This is a genomic window from Flavitalea antarctica, from assembly GCF_054461535.1.
Window position 1 is genome coordinate 69,347 of record NZ_JBTLQG010000008.1, and the last position, 21,769, is coordinate 91,115.

The 21,769-nt window shown below is 44.6% G+C and carries 9 protein-coding genes; 2 read left to right on the plus strand and 7 right to left on the minus strand.

From position 1 onward, the window contains the following. Window positions 1–293: 293 nt before the first annotated feature. Window positions 294–1,061, plus strand: coding sequence for a DeoR/GlpR family DNA-binding transcription regulator (locus ACX0G7_RS10340; RefSeq protein WP_458923386.1), 768 nt, complete (start codon window positions 294–296; stop codon window positions 1,059–1,061). A gap of 443 nt (window positions 1,062–1,504) precedes the next feature. On the opposite strand, the gene ACX0G7_RS10345 is transcribed toward ACX0G7_RS10340, so the two are convergent. The 6 genes from ACX0G7_RS10345 to ACX0G7_RS10370 all read right to left on the minus strand — a co-directional run bounded on the left by ACX0G7_RS10345 (window position 1,505) and on the right by ACX0G7_RS10370 (window position 11,894). After that, window positions 1,505–2,497 (minus strand): alpha/beta fold hydrolase, encoded by a 993-nt coding sequence (locus ACX0G7_RS10345; protein ID WP_458923387.1) that lies wholly within the window; start codon window positions 2,495–2,497, stop codon window positions 1,505–1,507. A 425-nt stretch (window positions 2,498–2,922) separates the two neighbouring features. Further along, a complete protein-coding gene (locus ACX0G7_RS10350; RefSeq protein WP_458923388.1) occupies window positions 2,923–4,056 on the minus strand; it encodes an ATP-binding protein in 1,134 nt (377 codons plus the stop codon). 284 nt (window positions 4,057–4,340) lie between these two features. Further along, a complete protein-coding gene (locus ACX0G7_RS10355) occupies window positions 4,341–7,166 on the minus strand; it encodes a DEAD/DEAH box helicase family protein (protein ID WP_458923389.1) in 2,826 nt (941 codons plus the stop codon). A gap of 280 nt (window positions 7,167–7,446) precedes the next feature. After that, window positions 7,447–9,534 carry a tetratricopeptide repeat protein gene (locus ACX0G7_RS10360; RefSeq protein WP_458923390.1) on the minus strand — a complete coding sequence of 696 codons (2,088 nt, stop codon included), beginning with the start codon at window positions 9,532–9,534 and terminating at the stop codon, window positions 7,447–7,449. Window positions 9,535–9,809: 275 nt separating this feature from the next. Continuing rightward, window positions 9,810–10,376 (minus strand): plasmid pRiA4b ORF-3 family protein, encoded by a 567-nt coding sequence (locus tag ACX0G7_RS10365; RefSeq protein ID WP_458923391.1) that lies wholly within the window; start codon window positions 10,374–10,376, stop codon window positions 9,810–9,812. A gap of 279 nt (window positions 10,377–10,655) precedes the next feature. Further along, a complete protein-coding gene (locus tag ACX0G7_RS10370) occupies window positions 10,656–11,894 on the minus strand; it encodes an ATP-binding protein (RefSeq protein ID WP_458923392.1) in 1,239 nt (412 codons plus the stop codon). Window positions 11,895–12,116: 222 nt separating this feature from the next. Here ACX0G7_RS10370 and ACX0G7_RS10375 point away from each other — a divergent pair, with 222 nt between their 5' ends. Next, entirely contained in the window at window positions 12,117–13,286 is a 1,170-nt protein-coding gene (locus ACX0G7_RS10375; protein WP_458923393.1) for a hypothetical protein, read from the plus strand. Between the two features lie 50 nt (window positions 13,287–13,336). Here the strand turns inward: ACX0G7_RS10375 and ACX0G7_RS10380 are convergent, their stop codons facing one another. Continuing rightward, window positions 13,337–21,754 (minus strand): SpvB/TcaC N-terminal domain-containing protein, encoded by an 8,418-nt coding sequence (locus tag ACX0G7_RS10380; RefSeq protein WP_458923394.1) that lies wholly within the window; start codon window positions 21,752–21,754, stop codon window positions 13,337–13,339. Between the last annotated feature and the right edge of the window lie 15 nt (window positions 21,755–21,769).

Sequence of the window (21,769 nt, forward strand, 5' to 3'; positions counted from 1 at the left end):
AACGTTACCAAATGATGATGTCAGAAAGAGCAATCGTTAGTGTATTTGTCCTAAAAACCTGATCTTTGATTTCAAACTGGCGAACAATACAAACCAAATGTAATAAAAGACAATCTAATTAAACAAAATAAAAGTAAATAAAACAGTTTGAAAGTCAATTCGGGTGATCAGGCGAGGTTTTGTTTTACCAAAATGTAAAATTTCCGGTAGCGACTGGAAACAGTGAAGAATATGGAAGATGTTTGTGAATCAAAACTTTATCCGGGGAAACCCGCAACTATTAAAACCTTAGTATGAAAACAATCACCGACCGGCACCAGTTTATCCTGAAAAAACTGAGTGATAAAGGCAAGGTCAGCATCCCGCAGCTTATTGAAGAAATGAACGTGAGTGGTGTCACCATCCGGAAGGATCTTAAACTGCTGGAAGAAAAAAAGCTGTTGTTCCGCACGCGTGGTGGCGGATCGATCAATAATCCTTATGCCATTGAGCGGCCGATCAATGAAAAAGAATTCATCAAGTCTGACGAAAAGAAAAAGATCGCGAAAGCGGCGCTTGGCCTGATCGGTCAAAATGATTCTATCATTATAGGCTCGGGTACTACTGTGTTCGAACTGGCGAGGCAGCTCCACCCGGAGAAACGCATTGTGGTGATTACACCCGCGCTGAAGGTTGCGCTGGAACTGAGCAGCCGTCCCAATGTTGAAGTATTGCAACTGGGCGGGCTGGTTCATCAAAGTTCTTCCTCCACTGCCGGTTCCTTTGCGGAGAAGATCCTGGACGAGTTATCATGCGGAGTGTTGTTCCTTGGGGTTGATGGCATTGATCTCGAACATGGACTTTCGATAACGAACATCGTTGAAGCGAGCCTCAACCAAAAGATGATCAGGCTTGCGCAAACGGTAGTCGTGCTGGCAGACAGTTCGAAGTTTGATCGCCGCGGTCTTGGCAAGATCTGTAACCTCGACCAGATCGATTATATCATCACCGATGGTGAGGTGAATAAGGAGACAGTTAGTAAAATTGAAAAGACGGGCGTTAAAGTTATTATTGCGGGATAAGAATTGTAAACCTTTCATTCATCCCACCTGGGGGTAAGAAACAAATATGTTCAAACGCCTCTTATTGTTGATCTTGGTATTTTGGACAACACCTGGACACATACAGTTACCTGAGTGTTTACCGTATAAAAGTTTCAGATGGTAGTGTTATTGAAAGGAAAAATTTCGAGCGAACTGCTAAGACGGATTCAATTCTTAACATAAAAATGTGCGCATTCCAAATATCAGTTTGCTTGATTTAGCCCCGACTTCATTTTGTTCGATTAAACATTGTAAATGCAAAATTGGGGTACTCCTCTGAATCAAATCTGACATCTGCTTTAAAATGACATTTACTATCAAATTCAACCCATCCTAACTTCAACTGAAAGTCAGCGTTTCCCTCAAATTTGCAATCTTTAAACTCTATATTATGAAGTGAATTGGTCATTGCTGAACCTTCATTATAATTCTTCTAATATAGTCGCAACCTTTGCACCTTCAATGAGTGGCATAAGATGACCCATGTTTAGCGTGAAGGTTTTTGTAACGTTATTATTTTCCGATATCATCCTAAGTTGATTTGAATATGAAATCATTCTGTCTTCAGTTGCACAAATAAAGTATTTGGGTATGGTATCAAGCGTATTTTTATTGAAATATACCTTTTCGAATATTGGTTTCGCCGGGGAGGGTCTTAGGGTCATTGATGCCACAAATGCTTTAGTTGCAACGGGACAATCATTGCATCCTAATTCACCCATATTGATTGTTGCATTGTGTTTTAAAAGAAGGGTTGTGTCTGAATTATAAACTGGGTTGATACTTATTGTCGAATCTTGAAGTATTACATCAGCCATGCTTTGTCCATTCTTTGGCAACAAAGCTGTAAGGTATACCAGTTTTTCAATGCGGTCAGGAATTATATCAGTTACTTTCGTGATAACCATCCCTCCCATGCTATGTGCTACCAGGATTACCTTACCGTTAACGGGTATAATGCTGTCTATAACCCTTTGACAATATCCCTGTATTGTAATTTCCTGGATGTCTGTTTTGTCATTACCATGACCAGGCAAATTTAATACTATTACTTTGTGTCCTTTTGATATTAGAATTTTGGCAATGATACTCCAATCAGATGCCTGACCGCCCTGGCCATGAACTAAAACATAAGTTTTCGCAGAGACATAGAAGAAAGTAAATACGATAATGATTAAAAAAATTACCTTTTTCATTTCATTTAATTTTTGAATTGTATAAAAAGGCAGGATTACATCGCGCTCAAGCTCAACAGAAAAGCCTTTGAGGTGTGGTAGCATTTGAAAATCGTCAGCCGGAACCACTACTAAATTTATAAAAAAAGGGCATTGCTTATACTTTATTCCCGGATGTTTTTTACCAAACCGGCATCCAACCCGATCGGCTATAAAATGCCATTGAATTGTCAGAATCATCACCAGCTTTGAAAAATATAACCGTCAGAAGACTAGTATAACGCAAGAGGATCTTGCTACAACAGCCAGGAGGACTTCGTTTCATGCCAAGGATTGGCACAGAAAAAAACATTGCGGCTCAACAAGTTAAACCATGTCTTGCGATCGTTTGGCATAAGTTATTATCAGGACTTGAACGGAAGCCAGACGCGTATAAAATCCTCATGAATCATATCAACTGCAATGTAGAATTTTACCTAAAAAAACTAAAAATGTCTTAGTGGGTTATCTCATTGAATCGATCCATGAACAAAATGAAATCAAAGCATGGAAATTTCTCTCAACTAACAACGCCCAGGAATATCGTCGAACCCGAAACCTGGAGGTGGTTACGCGCGCCCGGTGAAGTACAGTTAAATATGTTTTCCGGCTGACGTCAAACAAACTTAAGTTATAAAATCCAGGTAATTGGCGGTGGTGATTCCGTTAAACATCGCATCAGGGTATGCTTTTGCAAATCCAACGGGAACTTTAATCTTTTCTTGTTTCCATTTACATTCAAAAGCTGCCATCTCCTGGTTATTATTTACTTCTATAAGATCCAGTTCCTGTTGATCATATGTGCGCCAGAAATAGTACTGCGTATCATATCCCCGGTAACTATTGAATTTTATTCTTTCTGATAAAAAATATTGTTCCCATAATTGTCCGACATCATTGCGGCTTTGGATGGGACTGAAATTATTTATCAATGCATTCCGGATACCGTTATCATAAAAGAACCATTTCTTGCTTTTACTTACTTCTTTCCGAAGGTTATTACTGTATCCTGAAAGAGGATAAATAATGAATGATTTAGCCAATAGATCCAGGTACCGCTCTACTGTAGCTTTGTTTAATTGCAGGGTGTTGCCGAGCTCTACTGTACTGACTTCATGACCTGCCTGGAATGCGATTAACTGCAATAGTTTATACAAGACATTGGCCCCCTTTACAGTTTCATAGGCGAGAATATCTTTCAACAAGTAACTATTGACAAGCGATTTTAGATATCTCCCTTTTTCATCTGCTGAGGGCAATTGCCATAATTCAGGATAGCTTCCATAGACGAGCCGTTCCTCCAGGTTGGATCTGGTTGAAAACAAATCTTCAATTTTGGAAAGTTCTGCCTGTGCCACAGGATAGAGTTGGTAAATGAGTTGGCGTCCAACCAGGGGCTCACCTGTTGCTGCATTTAAATTGAAACTGCTGCTTCCGGTAGCAATTACCGTTATGCCACTCAAGTTATCGATCACCAGCTTTAAGATCAGACCGATACCAGGTATTGCCTGCGCTTCATCAATAATAACAAGCTTTTTGTTGCCAATAAGGCGTTGGTAATTTGCAATTGTCCTTTGTTGTAAGATCTCGGCAACCTGCATATCTTCCCCTTGTAACACCAATACATCGTTTTGATGGTTTTTTGCAATGCTCTTGATAAGAGTGGTTTTGCCAACTCTTCGCGAACCATAAAGCATAATCACCTTTTGCTTGCCGATTTCACGGTTGATGACGTCTTCCAATTGTCTTGAAATAACCATATTCAGGCTAATTGACTGGCGCAATTTACGTAAATTAGGTCACTAAAGTAGCCTATTTTAGGTAAAATGGGTCGGAGACAGGCAGATTTAACTTTCACGAATGGTAAAATAATACTTATCAACAGCATGATACACGACGAAATGGCCTTTCAAATCCTTGTAAATCACCCAAAAAAACCTGCCTCTGCATATATGCAGGTGCTTTATCCCAACCCGCGACGATAAGGTAGGTGAGAAGTCAATGGCGCTGATGAGGCGTACTTCGGAACTTCGGGCGATTAACGTCAATCCGACCACCTGCTTTGCTGTTGAACCGGTTCTTCAAATTGTGCAGAGAGTGATTTCAGTCTAAATTTCAACAGCAATTTCCGGCCCTCCAGATTCCTGGTAAATATAAGGTCGCAGCTGCCTACCCTATTTTGCCATTCGCTCGCAAAATACTCTGCAAACGCCTTGTTGCGTGCGAGCACCTCGGGAACGGAATGGTAATCTTCCCGTTTGATCAATCCAAACAATTTGTTCCGACGGATTATTACATAGCGGGGATTACCGACAGGTCCGACAATCTCCATGAGTGTATTGATGAAAATAGATCGCTCAAAGTTGGTTCCGCCTTCGAGGTGACAAGCAACTCCTCCCATTCTATCGGTATTCGCTTCAACGCGAAGTACATTCAGCGAGGTTTTGATTTGTCCCGTGTGCACCAGGCTATGCAATAATGCTTCACCGATATGCTGGATATCTTTTCCAATATCGCGGTATTTCATAAACATTCCCAGGGCCTTGATAGTCCTTGCCCCGAACAGAAGAATTGCCAGCCCAATAACCATGGACAGAACGATTGTAAGCTGGTCATGCCCTCGCAGACCTCTTGCTACCCTACCAACAGTTTGCGTGACCATGTAAAAGTATTCTCCATAAGATAAAAGCAATGTCATGAGAAGAAAGCCCAGTGTCCTTGCCAGGTAAAATGTCTTGGCCTGCTGATATGGGCGTTTTTCCTTAAATGGAATTTTTATTTCTTCCACTAATTGAACCCCAGACTGTAAAGCTTTCTTCCATCGGTTGGCAAGCTGAGATCTTTGCCCGGCATGATAAAACATCTCATTATTTACCTGTGCAAATCCTTCATCCGATTGTATAAGATTAGAAACATTGAGCCTCGTTATGCCGTTTGCCACAAAAGGCTGATTTGTCAAAGACACACCAACAAATGCTTTGAACCTACGTTTCAACAGCTCCATGTCCGCACCCCCGTCCGCTGCCGTTGGATCAAGACATACCAGGTGCCAGATATTTGCAGTCTTCAGAGCGTCAGTTCCTGAAGTTCGTATCGCACGGCCGCGCATCTGGTTCGACAACACAAATGAACCCACAAAGCTCGCAAGCACCAATGAATTGATCGTTGGTGCATCCCAGCCTTCACCAAGCAGAGACCTGGTACCAACCAGGATGTTGATTTTGCCCGACTCAAATAACTTCGTGACGATATGAATCATTTCTTCTTTTAGCACACCGGTCGGAATGATCACTATGTATCCACTGTCATAGGCCAGTGGCTCGGCGTTGATTTCTTCAACATGGTAACCCTCTGCAACGGATCTAAAAGAAGCGAGCGCTGATGCTGGAAGTATAATAAGTGACCCAGTTAAAACGCCAATAGATCCGTTGGCCATTCTACTTCTTCTGAGCTTCTCAAATACGGGAATAACACCAGGTTTATCCAGTATGTATTCATTATCATCTGTGCCCGATAAAAACTCCCTCCTGATGAAGTCGCACAACACAACCATGCGAAGATCCTTCCCGAGTTGAGCATACTCCAGGTCTACTATTTCACCAATAGCGTTTAACTTACTGAGGCTGGAAGTAAGCATCGAGCTGAGCCGCCGGTTCTCACCAAAATCTATCTTTCGTTTTTCAAGAACACCGGCTCTTTTAAGCTTATGTTCAATCTTTGTTTGATGTTCCTTGTGGATTTTGAAATGATCCCTGTCCTTAAAAAGGTAGAAATCAAGGAGCATCTGCATCCAGTGATAATCTAATAAAGGAATGGCAGGCGTTTTGTCGCCAATGACGTCGAGATGACCAGGTGGAACTTCAAAACCATTTGCCTTCATAAAAATTAAACAGGCTGAATAATACGAAAGGTTACTATAGATCCAGTCAAGCTGATCCATCGGTAGTACCCAGATAGGATGTTTCTGAATGGCTCCGACCATCGTTTGATCAACTTTTAATTCCTGGAAGAGCCTTTCACTGTCATTCCTGAACCTCTGGAGTTGGTCTCTTTCATTAGTGGAGGGCATAGTGAAATAAACCAGGTCCTGGTGTGGGCAGAGATCACCTTCCTGCATTAGCTCTGGCACTGAAATCTCAGCATCTACAGGGCCGGCAAACCCAATATAACGCTGCCACTCATTCGGAGAAACATCGTACGGAGGAGTTGCTGTAAGCGCTACGATTTTCGGTTCGAGCTGATCTTTGATTTCAGTCAAAGTCGCCCACCATTCATTTTGGAGATGATGCGCCTCATCCGCCACAATTACCTGGACACCCTGATCTTTCAAAGTCTTAGCGACAATATCCATATTACGAGCTATCGTGTCATGTTGTGTAAATTCGACCTGCACTTCATTTACTTCTTCATCATCAACATCAACGTCCATTTTTTGCCAACTTAATTCCTCCTCTGTTGCACCTCCATGTAAATCATCGTCAGGTCCCCCGGTTATTTCTCCTGCCGTCTTTACCAATGCAGATCGCTCTTCTGCACAAGCCGCGTGTAATGCCTGGTAAGTGGTTACGGTAAGAAAACCAGGTTTCCTGATGTCTTTTGAGATCCAGTCCGGACGTCCAGATGTGAGAAGAAACAGATCACAAAACCTGTTAATCCATTGGTTTCGGATTGCTAATGTTGGTGCGAGTATTAACGTAGGTTTGTTCAGTCGGACAACAACTTCAAGCCCAAGGACCGTTTTGCCGGATCCAGGTGGCGCGACTATATGAAGATGCTGATCAGATAAATGATCATTCAGTTCTTCGAGAACCCGTTGCTGATATTTCCGCCAGCTATATTCAACTTTTACCGAAGCAGGTAGTTCTTTCAATCCATAATCGTTTAAAACATTCAAATCTATAAGGCCATATGCCTGGTGATCAATGAATATGTTATATCGGTGTCTGATTCAGATGACCTTATAATATTCCAATATTCCTTACAGAGATTAACTAATACGTCAAATTATGTTGCATTATTGTCGTACATGGTCTTGATTCTGGATACTGTCTGTTGCAGACCAGTAGTGCCTTGCCAATAGTCGATAAGGGTAATGATGTAAAAATCTTCCAGCCGGCACAATGAAAACAGCTGTTAAACAACAATCATGGTTAACCCTCTTCCTGTTTTCGCTTAAAAAATGACCGCCATCCCTGGAACCATCGTCTCCCGACCAGATGAAATTGCTTATCCAAAAACTTTCGGCCAAATTTGGCATCAATTTCTTTAGCTTTTATGTAATGTAATTTGGCTCCTTGTCGATCATTTAGATGCATTAACAACAGGTGCATCATTTTAAAATGAGTTGCAGCATTCAGGGGATCCAATCTAAGAGCCTCTTCGAAATGTAGCCGGGCCCCTTCAAAATCCTGTGAATCTCTTAAAAAAACGCCCAGATTAATATGGGCATCTATATAAAAAGGGTCAATAGATAAGGCAAGTTGCAGATGCTCCTTAGCTTTAGTTCTGTCTCCCATAAAATCAAAAACCCGGGCCAGGCCAAAATGTGCAACCGCATTCTTTTTATTGAGCAAAAGCGTTTTCCGGAAATAGGATAATGCTTTAGCAGAAGACTGCAAATCCAAATGAAGAAACCCAAGTCCAACCTGAGCCCGCTCATCATTTGGGTTTATCCGCAAAACTGCGTTAAAGTGAAATTCCGCCTGATCGCTTAACTGAAAATGGTCCCGGTAGATCCTCCCTAGCCTGAAGTGGGCGTCCGCATTGAGCGGATTAAGTTTTATGGTTGCTTCACAATGTAACTTTGCTTCATTCCAGTTTCCGGTTTGATCCATTAATATACTTAGATTGTTATGTATTGACTCTGACGATGGACAAACCTCCAGGGCATGATAATAATGTTTTAAAGCTTTTTCATATTCATGCATTCTATAAAATGCTGAAGCAAGATTTGACCGTACTTTATAGTCGGCAGGTTGAAAATTGAGATATTTCTCAAAATGGTCGATTGCTTCCTGGAAATTCTCAAGGGCATAAAATATCTCTGCCAATCTCAGATGAGCCTGGTAATAATCAGGATCTATTTCCAGGACCTGCTCATAATACTCCCTTGCAGTCTCATTATTCGCCTGCTTTCGTGCAATCATCCCCAGGTAATAATAAATATCCGGATCATTCGGGGTTAAAGCCATAGCCTTTTGATACAGCCGCTCTGCTTCCATTAAATTCTTTTCGTGCTCGAAAAATATTCCTGCGAGGTTTACCATCGCTTCCGGCAAGTAAGGATCAATTTTCAGAGCTTCCTGATAATGCCATTTTCCCTTTTCCCAGTTTCCCAAATGGGAATGCAGTGCACCGAGATTTACATATGCAATGGCCATGCGCGGGAAAAGCTTTATAGCTTTTTCATAATTGAAAATCGCAGCTTCAAAATCGTCCAGGTCATGTTGAAGAAGCCTTCCTAAATTATAATATCCAATAGGATTATCCTGATTGTGCGTTATAGCCTTTTCGAAATAAAATTTTGCAACTTTAAACTGTTTCGATTCCCGGGCGATAAACGCTTTGAGAAAAAGATAATGCGGATTAAAGGGATACTTTTTCCCAAAATTTTCTAAAGCGATTTCCCGGTCTTCCAAATCAGTCAGTAATTTGATTTTCATGGCTTCCTCCATTATTTCAACATCGGCAAATCCAATTAACTCCATAATATCCTTATAATTTTGCAATCTCAGATCTGCCAGGGTCGAAACATTAATATCATCAATAGCCGTGAAGAAAGCGTCTAAGGTTTGATAAATCCGTGTATAAGTGTCTTTTGCATTCTTCGTATCTGATGCCGGGCTTCGCTTTCCATTGCCATCAACCTTTACCAGTTTATCTTTCCAGAACAGGTAAGTTTTTTCTTTCATGGTTTCACGATCAGTCGCTGATCCATGACTAAGTAAAATCGGCAAAGCCTTTTGATTAAACGATCCTGATTCCAACAACTCGGCTACCTCAAACATGCACCATTTGCTTTGTAAAAAATCGTCGCTGATCAGCATAATCGTAAAATCTGCCTCCGTGATTCCCTTCATAAAGGCTTTAATATTATCCTTAAATCTTACCTCCCGCGTATCCCTGGTGAGAAACACACCCAACTTCATAAAATCATCTTCGATCACTTCAGCTTCAATCCTGTTTTTACGACTGTAGGAAAGAAAGATAAAGGGAGACTGTTTGCTGATTATAGCCATAGATTTTTGATAAGTTATGATGTCACACCCGATTTGAGCAGATCAAACCCGATTGACAATTTATTAAGGTATAAGTTTAAACCGGCTGACCTGGAACGACACGTTTACGATTCAGTAAAACCGGGGATACATACATTGAAAAGCAGAATGCAACTCATTACCTGGATAAACAGCGGATATTGGAAATCCGGGCAAAGACATCTCCAACCAAGGATACATAGCGCATCTCAATTGACTTAAGCCCTTATGTCATACCATTATTCATTTTATTTTGTTCATGCAACAACCAGGCACAAACGCTTATGTGTTTCCAGGTAGTTAAACTCATTCGGATCCCAATTTTCTTTGGGTTTGAGACCGAGCCATACCCGGTATGAAGTCTTCTCCGGGTCCCGCGGAGTATTTAACGAAGCCAACATCAATTCGTATCCGTGGCTTCCACCCACATCTTCTGGTGGACATTTTCCACTTCCGGTTTTGCAGACGGGGTAAAGCAACTGTTCACTGGTTATCTGATGTAGAACCACAGTATGCTCCCAACCATCTCCAAAATCATAATGATAGGTTAGCTTATCCCCAGGCTTCCTGAAAAACTTACGAAGGAAAACGACTGACGCTTCTTCTACCTGGTCTAATCCATCATCATTAAGACGGCTATCTCCATACATTGTTTTCTTTGAACCTTTGGTATGCATGAATTCATATAGATGCCGGTTTTCCCAACCGAAAGCACCTTGTATAGCAAGATGCAACCGGAACAGGGAAAAATGATCCGGTACATCTACCATCCGCCATACCGGTACCGGCATATCTTCCAGTTCGATTTTGAAAACATAAGCCATAAGAGCCAAGATAAGAGATAACCAGTGAACCAGGACTAAATTTGGATAAAATTCGGACTTGAAAGAATGTTGCCGTTTACATTTGCTTTTTCACAAATGTTTCTTTACCCTGCGGTTAACGAAATAAATGATTAAGAATAAAACTCCGGAAATCCCAAACATGCCAATCGTGGCGAAAAGTAGCACTGCGGTGATTCTTCCTCAAACAAAAAATTGGAGCATAAAGGGTAGTTGAGATAGCTAAACGCTTATTTATTAGCCTTACCAGTTGTTGCATGTTCATTCATCCCACAAAGCTGATACAGGAACCGCCTGAAGGTTTTTTCCACCAAAGCCGCCAAGCACCTGCTCGCCGGTATATAGCACTATTCCTTTTTGAAATCTTTTTCCAGCCAGATCCGCGAGGCGTTTGAGTCCATTAAAGTCACTTACTTTAAGACTGGCCGAAGACTTTATTTCAATCCCATACAACTTTTTGCCCTGGTCTTCGAGAACGAGATCAACCTCTGCACCCTTATGAATGCTAAAATGATAGGGTTTCAATGTAGTAGCTGACCAGCTGAGTTGTTTAATAATCTCCATAACTACAAAGTTTTCCAGCAATGCACCTCCCTTTGTTCTGTTTTCTATGCTTTGGGCACTTTCTCCCATCAGATGTGATAGTAAGCCGGTATCGTTAAGAAATATTTTAGGTGATTTTACAAATTGTCCTTCGGCATTTGGTGTCCAGGCCGGAATTTTTATGATAAGAAATACATATTCCAGGAGTGTCATATATCTTTGAAGCGTGCTATTTTTTACTCCCGAAAGCCTTGAAATTTCAGAAAGATTAATAGTGCTTCCAACTCTTGCCGTGATCAACTGAAGGATATTTGGGATTTGAGTTAGTCCCTCGATATTTGAAAGCTCCCTGATATCTTTTTGCAGAACCGCTTCTATATAGGACCCAAACCATTTTGATCTTCTTGTTTCTGATTGTCGCTCCAGGGATTCCGGGTATCCTCCCTTGTGAATCATTTGCATAATTGTTACCCACTCCATCTTGTTGCCGCGAAATCCGGATTCAGAAGAAACCAGGTTTTTTATAAACCCGGATCTCCGGCCGAGTATTTCTTCCTGCGATAGCGGCCATAACTTATGCAGTTCGATCCGTCCCGCCAGGGAATCCGCTACCGTGGGTAGCGACATTACATCCGCTGATCCGGTAAGAATGATCCTGCGTTCACGACGATCCTCATCTACCAGTTTTTTTATACTTAAAAGCAGTTCAGGCACCCGCTGTATCTCGTCGATGATAAGATGCTTGTCCTGATGTTGTAAAAATCCTAATGGATCCGCTTTTGCAGCAGCTAGCACGGCAGGATCATCCATTGTCACGAACCTGGCCTTAAAAAGCCCATCTTCGATGAGTTGCGCGCACAAGGTGCTTTTCCCAACCTGCCTTGCTCCATTGATCACAATTACTGGGGTATCTGTAAGAGCTTCTGTAATTGGTTGGATAATATGCCTTCGGTACATACTACAATATTACCTTTTTTATTTCCAAATTTACCCACTCCGTGGGTAAATTTGTACCACTACGTGGGTAAATTTGGAAAGTTTTATTGCTAAACAGGCCTGAGTTTAATGGTTGCTCCAGGAGCACCGGCCTCGATCAGGCTAGATTGAAAACGGCCAACTTTATCTTTCTTTTTTGTTTTGTTAAAGGCTGCTGGCGTTAGTATTGATTAAATTGTATTTATGAAAATCATGCTTTTATTACCGCTTATCGCCTGCCTGTTAACGGCTTCCGTACAAGCACAAAATGCAAAAGGGCGATTAGAAATAAAACTCAACAAAAATATCTTTAAGCCCGGCGATTCATTATTTGTCACTGTGGATTATAAAGATGGCGGTGGCCAGGTATTGAATCAATCATCGGCAACGAAGCAATCCCTGGCGACATTGCAATTGGTGATCGAAAACGAAGATGGCCAGCGCACCCGCCTTCGCTGGCCGATGATCAATGGCCAGGCTTCTGGTGCAATATTCTTACCTGATTCTTTGCCGCTCGGGAAATACACTTTGCTGGCCGGTTTGCAACAACGTTTTTTCGAAGTGATTGGCCAGGTAAAAAATGCTAAGAACATTGGCAGTATAAAAGCAACGCTTCTTACCAAAACCGGCGAGGGGGATGAACAGGAGGTATCGGTTGCGCCGGATGGCAGCTTTACCATCCGCAACTGGCTGTTTGAAGACAATGCTTTGCTGGCCTTCCAGGGCACAAGAAACAACAACGGGTCACTGGATATCAGCATCAGCAGTCAACTTGATTCCAGCTATGATGCCCTTGCTGTGGCAGGCCGGACATTTTACATAGGTAACCCACCGGCAGCGGTGCGGCCAACCCTGAACCAACCAGTTGAAACCCCCGAAGCGCTTTTTGCAGACCGCGGTAGCTTACTTCCGGCGGTTATTGTAAGAGCTACCGCCAAAACACCAGCGCAGCAGTTCAACGAAGAACATGTCAGCGGCTTGTTCCGGTCCGGAGATGAGCGGTTGATTAGTATCATGGACGAGCCCGCTGCTCTTGGCTTTACCAATGTTTTGTCTTTCCTGCAAGGCAGGGTGGCCGGTCTGCAGATATCCCCGAACGGCGTGGCAAGCTGGAGGGCAAGCCCGGTAACATTTTTCCTGGATGAAATAAGGACCTCCGTCCAACAGATCGCCAACATACCCATGACAGATATTGCCATTGTCAAAGCTTATCCCCCGCCTTTCCTGGGCGCTGCCGGCGGCGGTGCCGGGGTTGCCATTTATACCCGTCGGGGTGGCGAAGGCAATTATCTTCCCGCCAACAGGCAGGTCTTTAAAATCCGTGGCTATACACCATCTGCCACGGCGTTGGACATGACTAAGCTGAACATGTGATTCGGGAAAATTGAAATGGCCACTTGTCTCCGAATGATTCTATGCATCTACTATTGTCGTCGCTTCGCACTCTCCGCTTTCAGAATCGAAGTAAAGATTGACATCTGAGAAGACTTTCCTTTGCCAGCATTAAGTTTGTTCATAAAGGACCCCATAAACGCTTTTTGAATTGTGTTGAATGACTTCTTCATTTCCTGTTGCTGGTTGTCACTTGCGCTTGGCCCTGGTGGCGCTGTGCTCAACACGTCTACACTTGCAATATTGAGTGTTAAATAATACTGCTTACCCGCTTTTGGTGCTTTCGTGGCGTTGGGACCCGCACCCACGATGGCATCCCCGGCCATCCTATTCCTGATGACTAATGAACCAGCCTCTTTGCCAGTCTGAGCTGCATTTGGATTTTGTGCTTTGCCCACAAGAGCGAACCGAGAATTTTCACCATTCCTGTTTGCAGGAACCCATCCCAGCATTTTTGGCAACCCGGGTGCTGTTAATCGTAACGGAGTACTTCCAAAAAGTCCGCCCTGGTTGAAGGATCTAAACCTTCCGTCCGGATCGACATACGTTATCGGGTTGTTTTGCACATACGCGTAGGGCGACGTGCCGATCTGGGCCGGCAATGCCCATGAAGGATCCACACCCTGCCAGATGCTGGTGATGCCGTCATAATACCGGGCACCATAATAATACAATCCCGTTTCGTCGTCCAGCTCCTTGCCGTTGTACAGATAAGGTGTTCTATGCTGGTTACTTTGTTCCGCAATAAAGGTTTCGCCAAATGGGAAGTACTCCAGGTGCTGGTACACTTCGCCTTTGGGATCAGTGACGAACGCTGAATTACCAAGGTGATCGGGGTGGTAATAAAACTGGAATGCATCCTTGTTGTTTCCACCTTTGCCACTGGCTCCCAGTTTGCTGACGATACGCTGACCTTCGATAAAAATATGTTTGGTGAAACCACCGCTCTGCACTACCTGGTAGGGATTCACGTAAATGGTATAATTGCCTGTTCCACTGCTTGTGGCCACCTGCTTTCCGTTGATGGAAACCGTTTGCCCGTTGCCCACACTTTTCAGTACTCTTGTACCGGAAGCATCGTAGGTGTAGCTGGTCAGATAGCCGTTATCAGCAAGCGTCTTTATCCTGTTCTCTTCATCCCATTTCATCTGCCTGTTCTGCGCGCTCACATCATCCTCCCAGGCCGACTGGTTTCCGTTTGCATCGTAGGTGAACGCTTCGGTACCAATTTTCACAGGTGCATGAGGTTTAGTATCCGGGTTGTATTTGTAATCGAAGCTATAGGATGTTTGGTTTCTCAGCACCCAGTCTGCATCTTCCAGGCCCTTTTTTGTATGAACCTGCTTTTTGCTAAGAATGCCGGAGACCGTATTATAAGTCATATCAAGGGTAAAACGGTTTTCGCTGTTACTTCCGGTAAAACTTCCGGCGGCACCGGTAAGCCTGTACATATCATCGTAGGTATATTGGTACTCCGATTTGCCACCCATCAGGTTACTGGGCGGAACAGGAGCAGCGTTCACAACGTTCAGGATTTGATTTTCTTTATCCCAGGTATAGGTATTATCCATCATCAAACGGTTGGCACTCGTGTTCGCTTTCATTGTTGCGAGCTTACGGCGTTCAGCACCGAAGGTGTAAGTCATATCCGTGCCATTACCATACAGCACGAACACCCGCTTTTCAAATTTGTCATATCCCATTTGCCTGAGATAGTTATAGGTTGTACCGTTATGAACACCGGTCAGGTTCAGCAACGATCCCCCAAGATTGTAATTGTAGGTAAGTTTTTCCTCGTCGGGATAAACTATGGCGGTTAACCGGTTCCAGGTATCGTAGGTCCATTCTGTTGTGTAAGTCAATGGAACAACACCTGGTACGTTGATCACCCGGATATTTTTCACAATGTCGCCAAGTGGATTATAGAAAAACTCCTGTGTACCACTGCCGTCCTGTTGCTTAGATACCCGGCCAGCCCTGAAGAATGTTTCTCCGGCTGCTCCCCAGGTGAGGGTAACATTGTTTTGAGGGTTTTCGGGATAGGTAATTTTGACCAGTGTCTCGTAGTCATAAGTGTATTTGATGCCGGTTCCACCTTTTTGTAAATTGGCTGTTGTTTTTTCTATCAGATTTCCGGCAAGGTCATGCTTATAAAGAGTGGTCCCCGCATCCGGGTGTAGTTCAATGGTTTTTCTACCCAGCTGGTCATAAGCCATCGTGATCACGTTGTTCTGATCATCGGTCACCTTTACAAGTTCATTTACGGGATTATAATCGTAGCTCGTCCAGACATCACTACCCTGGCTGTATTGTCGTTTCGTGCCTTTCAGTAGCTCTCTTACATTCACAAATTTTTCAGTCTTGATACCATTGGCATCTGTTGAAGTTGTTTTGAATTGCATCGCTCCGTTACGATCGTTACCAAATCCGAAGGTGTTTTTTTGTGTTGACAGGTCGGGTAATGTTGTTGTCAGCAGCCGGTCCATGACATCATAGGTCATCAAATGAGGGGCAACATCGTCACTTTCGTTGTTAGGTGCCCCTGTGTTTCCCTTTGTTTCCGTGAGGGGATAATACTGAACCGATGTCCTGCCAAAGGCATCAAAGGCCGAAGGGCCGGCTACTACCATTACTTCCTGGTCGGGCAGTTGCTTGCCGGTGAATAAGGCAATGTCTTGTTTTGTTTGTATCTCTCGTCCTAACCCATCGTAAAATGATGCGGTTTCCATAAAATTTGCGGGGTATGCAGGGTCAAAATGTTTTGCAAGTGCCCATGGCACCTCTGCCTCGGGATGGTATTCATAGGAAATAGTAAACGGCGTGCCTGAAGCAATTTCCAACGGCTCCCTGATGGTTAATATTCTGCCTGCATTATCAATTGTGTATAGTGTTTGCTGGCCATTCAGATCAGTGGCCGAGAGTTTTTGTCCGAAACGAAAGTCATAAGTGGAGCTGGACGAATACCCATAGGAATCTGTCACTTTCGTAACATAGCTCTGCACTTCACCATCGTATTGGTAGGTATAATTCAGCCGCTGATTGGCGGCATTCTGCGGCCGGGTGAGGCTGGTAAGATTCCCCGTGGCATCATAGGTCATATTGAATTTAGCTACATCACCTGATTGGAGAAGCTGCCGCAGTTCTGTCACCTTTCCGGTTGTGGTATTTATGGTTGAAGCTTTCTGGCGATAGACCACTCCACCTCCCGTCAGGGTAACAGTGTTCGGCACATTCATAATATATCTCGCGGGCACAGCATGGTAGGTAATGTCGGTGGAAAGATCATCCGCAGGGCCCGGATCACCGAAATCAATGGACCCGGTGATGTTGCCCGATACATCATACAAAAACGTAGTACGCGTGCTTTTGCCTGCAGTGGCCTGTCCTTCGTAAAACAATTTGTCTGTAGCAATCAGTGCCGGGAAAGCGTTCCCGTTGTCTGCATTTGCCTGGGCCTCCGGAAGTGTAGCGCCGGTGGTAATGTCCTTCAGTTCATAGGTATTTCTTGTCTCGGTAAATTTATTGCCGTTCCCATCTTTCAGGACTTCCGATTTCAGCAAACCCTTGCTGTAAAAATTATCGTTCAGGTATTCCTCTTCAATGGTGCGGTAAACGACATTGCCATTTTCGGTGTCGATGTTGTTAACGACCAGCTTTCCAAAGCCATAAAATTCTCTTTCATTCCGGTTGTACCGGCCGTTCTGATAATCGAAAGTATTACTCATGTTATCAGGCCCATCTCCATTCACACCGTCGAAGATATCAACACTGGAAAGCGCCCAGACACTGTTTGGCATATCGTACGTATTGCCCACCCGGTTGTAGTCCAGCACAAAATTTCCACCCAGCGGACGGCTCACTTTTTTAAGGCGATTAGTTCGTTTGATCGTCGAGCGGGAAACCGTCAGCCTGCTGTCTATGTCCGATTCCAGGTAATCAGGATAACCATCGCCGTCAATATCGTTGAATTCAACTTTCGTGCGGTCCGCTCCCTGGCTAATATTGATCTGCGGGTTGATACACAACTTTCCGATAGGTAAAATGGGGATCAGCGTGATACCGATGGTGAAGGCGATGTTGACCGTTTCACCTGTTGAGATCCCTTTATTCACGGCATCGGCACCTGTCCACATGATCTCCGGCCCAAAGCCGTTCCCGTTGTTGATGCGGACCTTCAGTGGCGAAATCCCGGAGATATAATCCGGAAGCCCATCACCGTTCATGTCCTGGAGTGAGTTTTTCCGTTGGTTTTCGGTGCGTGAAAATGATACGCCGGCAGCAATACTATAGTTGCTGATATTGATGTTAATTCCACCGCCATATGAGTAAGCATCTCCATCATTGAGCCCTTTATAACCCCATTGTTCTTTACTCAGAAAGGAGTAGCCAACATTGAGTTCGACATTGCCATCTGCGTACACCCTGTCGGAAAGGCCGTCACCATTGATATCAATAAAGGCGAATTCCTCGTTGTCCGTATTATAGTTGAACTGAACAGATAAACCAGCCGCCGCGACCGACTGAGCCGCTGCACTCCCCGCACTTCCGCCTTTAGGGGTGGAAGCAGAGTTGGGAGCGCTGGAAAGAGTAAGCTTGCCACCGGCCGAAACCCCAACTGAATGATGGTTTGCTAAAGTAACATCCCCAAACGGTAATTCCCTGGCTGTGGCTTCAAGGCCGCCGTAAGGGCGGGTGTATTGAATTCTACTCTTCGATAAGATATCCGGATACCCATCTCCGTTCATGTCTGTAAAATCATACAAAAATTTCGTGCTGCCGGTGCTCCCGGATATGGCCAGGCCTTCACCAATTCCAAAGGCAACAACATCAGAGGCCGAGACCTTTTTAATTCCGGCGGCACCTGATGTGGATCCGGCGTTCGGTGTGGTAATCGGGTTAACCGGCAGCAGGTCATCCTTACCCATCCGTGATGAACTGATCGTATTCCTGTTAACATAGGTCATGTCATCATATCCAATCCATGATTTTTTTTCATTGGTGGGTGCCAGGTAAATAAACTTGTTTTCTTTGGGCTGATTGCCACCGCCGGCGGCATACATCTGCTGCATTTCATCCGCATCTTTGGCGGTGCTCAGGTCAATCGGAGTTGGGTTCGTCAAGGACTCATCCATTTGTAGTTCACTCTCGATGATAGGTTGACCCGCACGGGTTCTGTTGCCATTGTATGCAAACTGACCCCAATGGCGGTACAAGGGCCCATAAATGAACGATTCATCCATTGTGTGCAGACCAGCCAAAACGGTTTTTGGGTCGTTCGAACCCGCATCCGTTTCTACATCGGCCGACACTAACGCGCCGGCCAATTTTGTGTTGGTGGTATGATACTCAAAAAATAGCTTGTCACCGCTGTTGAATGTAAGTTTCAAAAGTGGGGCGGTGCTTAACACACCGCCCGTAACGGGGATCACCTGCCTGGCGATCAGCTGTTTTTCTTTTTTGATCGAAAAAACAATTTCCCCCGTTTCACTATTGTCATTGAGAATGGGCTTCGCCTGTATGTTGAATATCTTGCTGACGGGTGCAGTCCGGGGAAGACCTGGTTGGAGTGTGCGGGTGAAAGCCTGGAAATCGACCGTGGGATTGAATTGGATCAGGGGTTTACCCTTTTCGTCGATCACCTGTGGTATTTTGGGATCGGTGGATGCAGTGTAATAAATATTTGGATTCCATTCCAGGGCCGTCCAATCAACATTTGTTTTTGAGGAAACAACAAAGTACAGTGCATCATTTTTCACCACATTTGCATCGATAGAGATGGGAAGGGTGATGGCCTGATCCCATGCCAGCGTTTGTTCCAGCAACATAGTGACAATGCCGCCTGCTTTCTTCACAACTTTCACCATAACGTCATCAGAGGTGACCGGTTTTTTGAAATCTCCCTGGATATGAACGGTGCCTCCGATGTTTAATCCTGTAGAGGTAGCGGCTGATAACAAATAGTCGTTGTCAGCTTTGAATTGATAAATTGGTAAACCGTTGGCATCATTCAGCCCCGGCGTTTGGTTGGTATAAGCGATTTGTGGTGTCCAGATTACCTGGTCATAAGCACCGTTAAATTTTGATTGCGTTCTGAAATAGATCCTGTCGCCTTTTTGCACAGAGACTGCATCGATACCGGCCGGCGTTTTCACTGCAAAATCGTTTGCATTGATGTTTGTGGACCAAAGCTCATTGCCTTTGAGCTGAATGGCAACCCGAACCCCGTCCGCAGCTGTATACGCCTGGGCCTCGGCACTGTTGTTCTGGAGCAGCTGTACCGGCGCTGCTATGTTGACTGTACCATTAAACGGCGCGATCCAGAGTTTTACAACGTCATGTAATGGGTTATCGTCGATTGCCTTTTCCAGCACCTGCGGATCGATGGTCACCAATGCCTGGTCAATGGCACCCGCGGCCCGGATAGGGCTTGGCGTGTTATCACTTGAAGGAGTGAAGGACGGGTTGCCATTGTTGTCTAAATGATTAAAATAAACAACTCCGTCGCTAACAATATCCAGCAACTGGTCCGCATTCACATCCGAAAAATACACGGAGGTCACATCATCTGTATGCGTATACGTGAAAGCAGCATAAACGAAAAAGTTTGACTCCAGGCCAATGTTTCCCGAAGTGCTCAGGCCCCTGTTGAAATTATCAATGCCCTTTATCGGCCTGGCCAGTCCAAATATCGGGTTGCCTGTTGGTCCGGATAGGTTGGGATTGTAAAATAATGCCCCGTCTCTTTTAAATACTTTATCTGCCAGCCCATCTCCATTGATGTCGACGAGCGCCAGCATGCCTTCATTCCCCGTGATGTTAAACCCAAATATAACACCTGCCGTATTTGCCTTATCCCAAAGTTCTCCGTCATAAAGCCCGATGGTGATGGCTGCATTAAACCCGCCACCAATGGATTTATTTCCGCTGATCGCAGAAGCATTATCATTAAAAAGAGGTATTGGATTCAGAAAAGTGCCGGATACATTTTCGTTCTGCGGATTCCATTCTTCCGCTGCAGTAAGCGGCCTGTAAACGCCCCCGGCATCCTGCACATCATTATAATACTCGAATGTATGTGTGGTAAAGAGCAACCCTGCAGCATCAGACTCCTTTATGTTTTGCAGGAGTGTTTTCGAAAAAGCTCCTGGCGCGTAGTTTAACTGGTACGAACGAATGTTTACGCCATTGTATTTTACGTCAATTTTCCTGAGCAGGTCGGCTGTCACCTGCTTTAAACCCAATCGTGCACTGATAGTGACATCCTGCCTTTTTTGTTCATTCAATTCCCGGTCGCGGGTGAAGACAACACTGTATTTGCCTTCTGTGTTTCCGTGGCCTGTATAGGAGATGGAGGCCAGGTAAAGGTTGGTGCCCGGAGTTCCTCCTGCGATCGCGGCGTCTTCGACTTGCGTATAGCGGTACCTTACAAAGTTTTCATGGGGGTCCCTTGCTTCCGTTAATGCCCAATACCCAATGTTGCCGGTTAAATCTGTCAGCACTGCGGCCGCGTCAAGACCATTACGGGGATTGCCGCCAAAAAAACGACGTTCACCATTTTTTTCTGTGACTTCCCACCAGTAGTTTTTGGGATTGCTGCCATGTCGGATGATCTTTTGAAACCCCTGGTTGACCCGGGGGTAAAACTGTTTTTCGCTGGTCCTGTTGATAGGGTCCGACCGATGCGCCACCGGTGCTAATTGGCCGCCATCAATGGCATAGGTTTCAGTTTCCAGTGTGGCACTGTACCTGGGTACACCCCAACGGGTTTCGATGGATACAGCGGGCGCAGCCAGGTCCCATCCAAAGCCCATCCAGTTGTTGGCTCCGTCGCTGTTGTACTGAACCTGTAATTCCGGTTGCATTCCATGTCTGCCGGCAGGTAGTTTAATGGGGTAGGATAAAACTGCACTTCCCGAGTTGTTTGCGGTCGGTACACTTATCATAACAATTTCGGATGTGGCATCAGGTATAGTGATCCCGGACATCGTGTTAGGTGTATATGCAAGAGTGGCCGGGGCTTCCGGTACTTCCAGGCCTCCGTTGATCATGTTCAATTGGGTCGTTGTGGAAAGAGTTCTCTTGCCGGCAACATCGCTCAAATCCTTATGGAACGGTACCGGATTTTTAGCCTTTTCATCAAAGAAATAGTTCGTCATATCATCAGCGCTAAACCTGGTGGCTGGATCGTTGGACATCCTTTCAAACTTCAAGTCTAACGCGCGGTCTGCAGGTGTCTGCGTGTTCAGGAACCGTTGAGGTGTAAGGCTATTTCCGGAGAAAGTATTATCCCGGACCCGGTCGGTAAGGCTTTTTTCTACCGGGTAAAGACGATTGTTTGATACTTTCCAGAAAGCGGGAAGAGAAAGCTCAGGTACCGGCCGATCGACAAAACCCAAAAAGCAAAAGATCAGCACGAGAAGAGCGAGGGGGCGAAGGGAAAGAAATTTCATAACATTTCTGGTTTT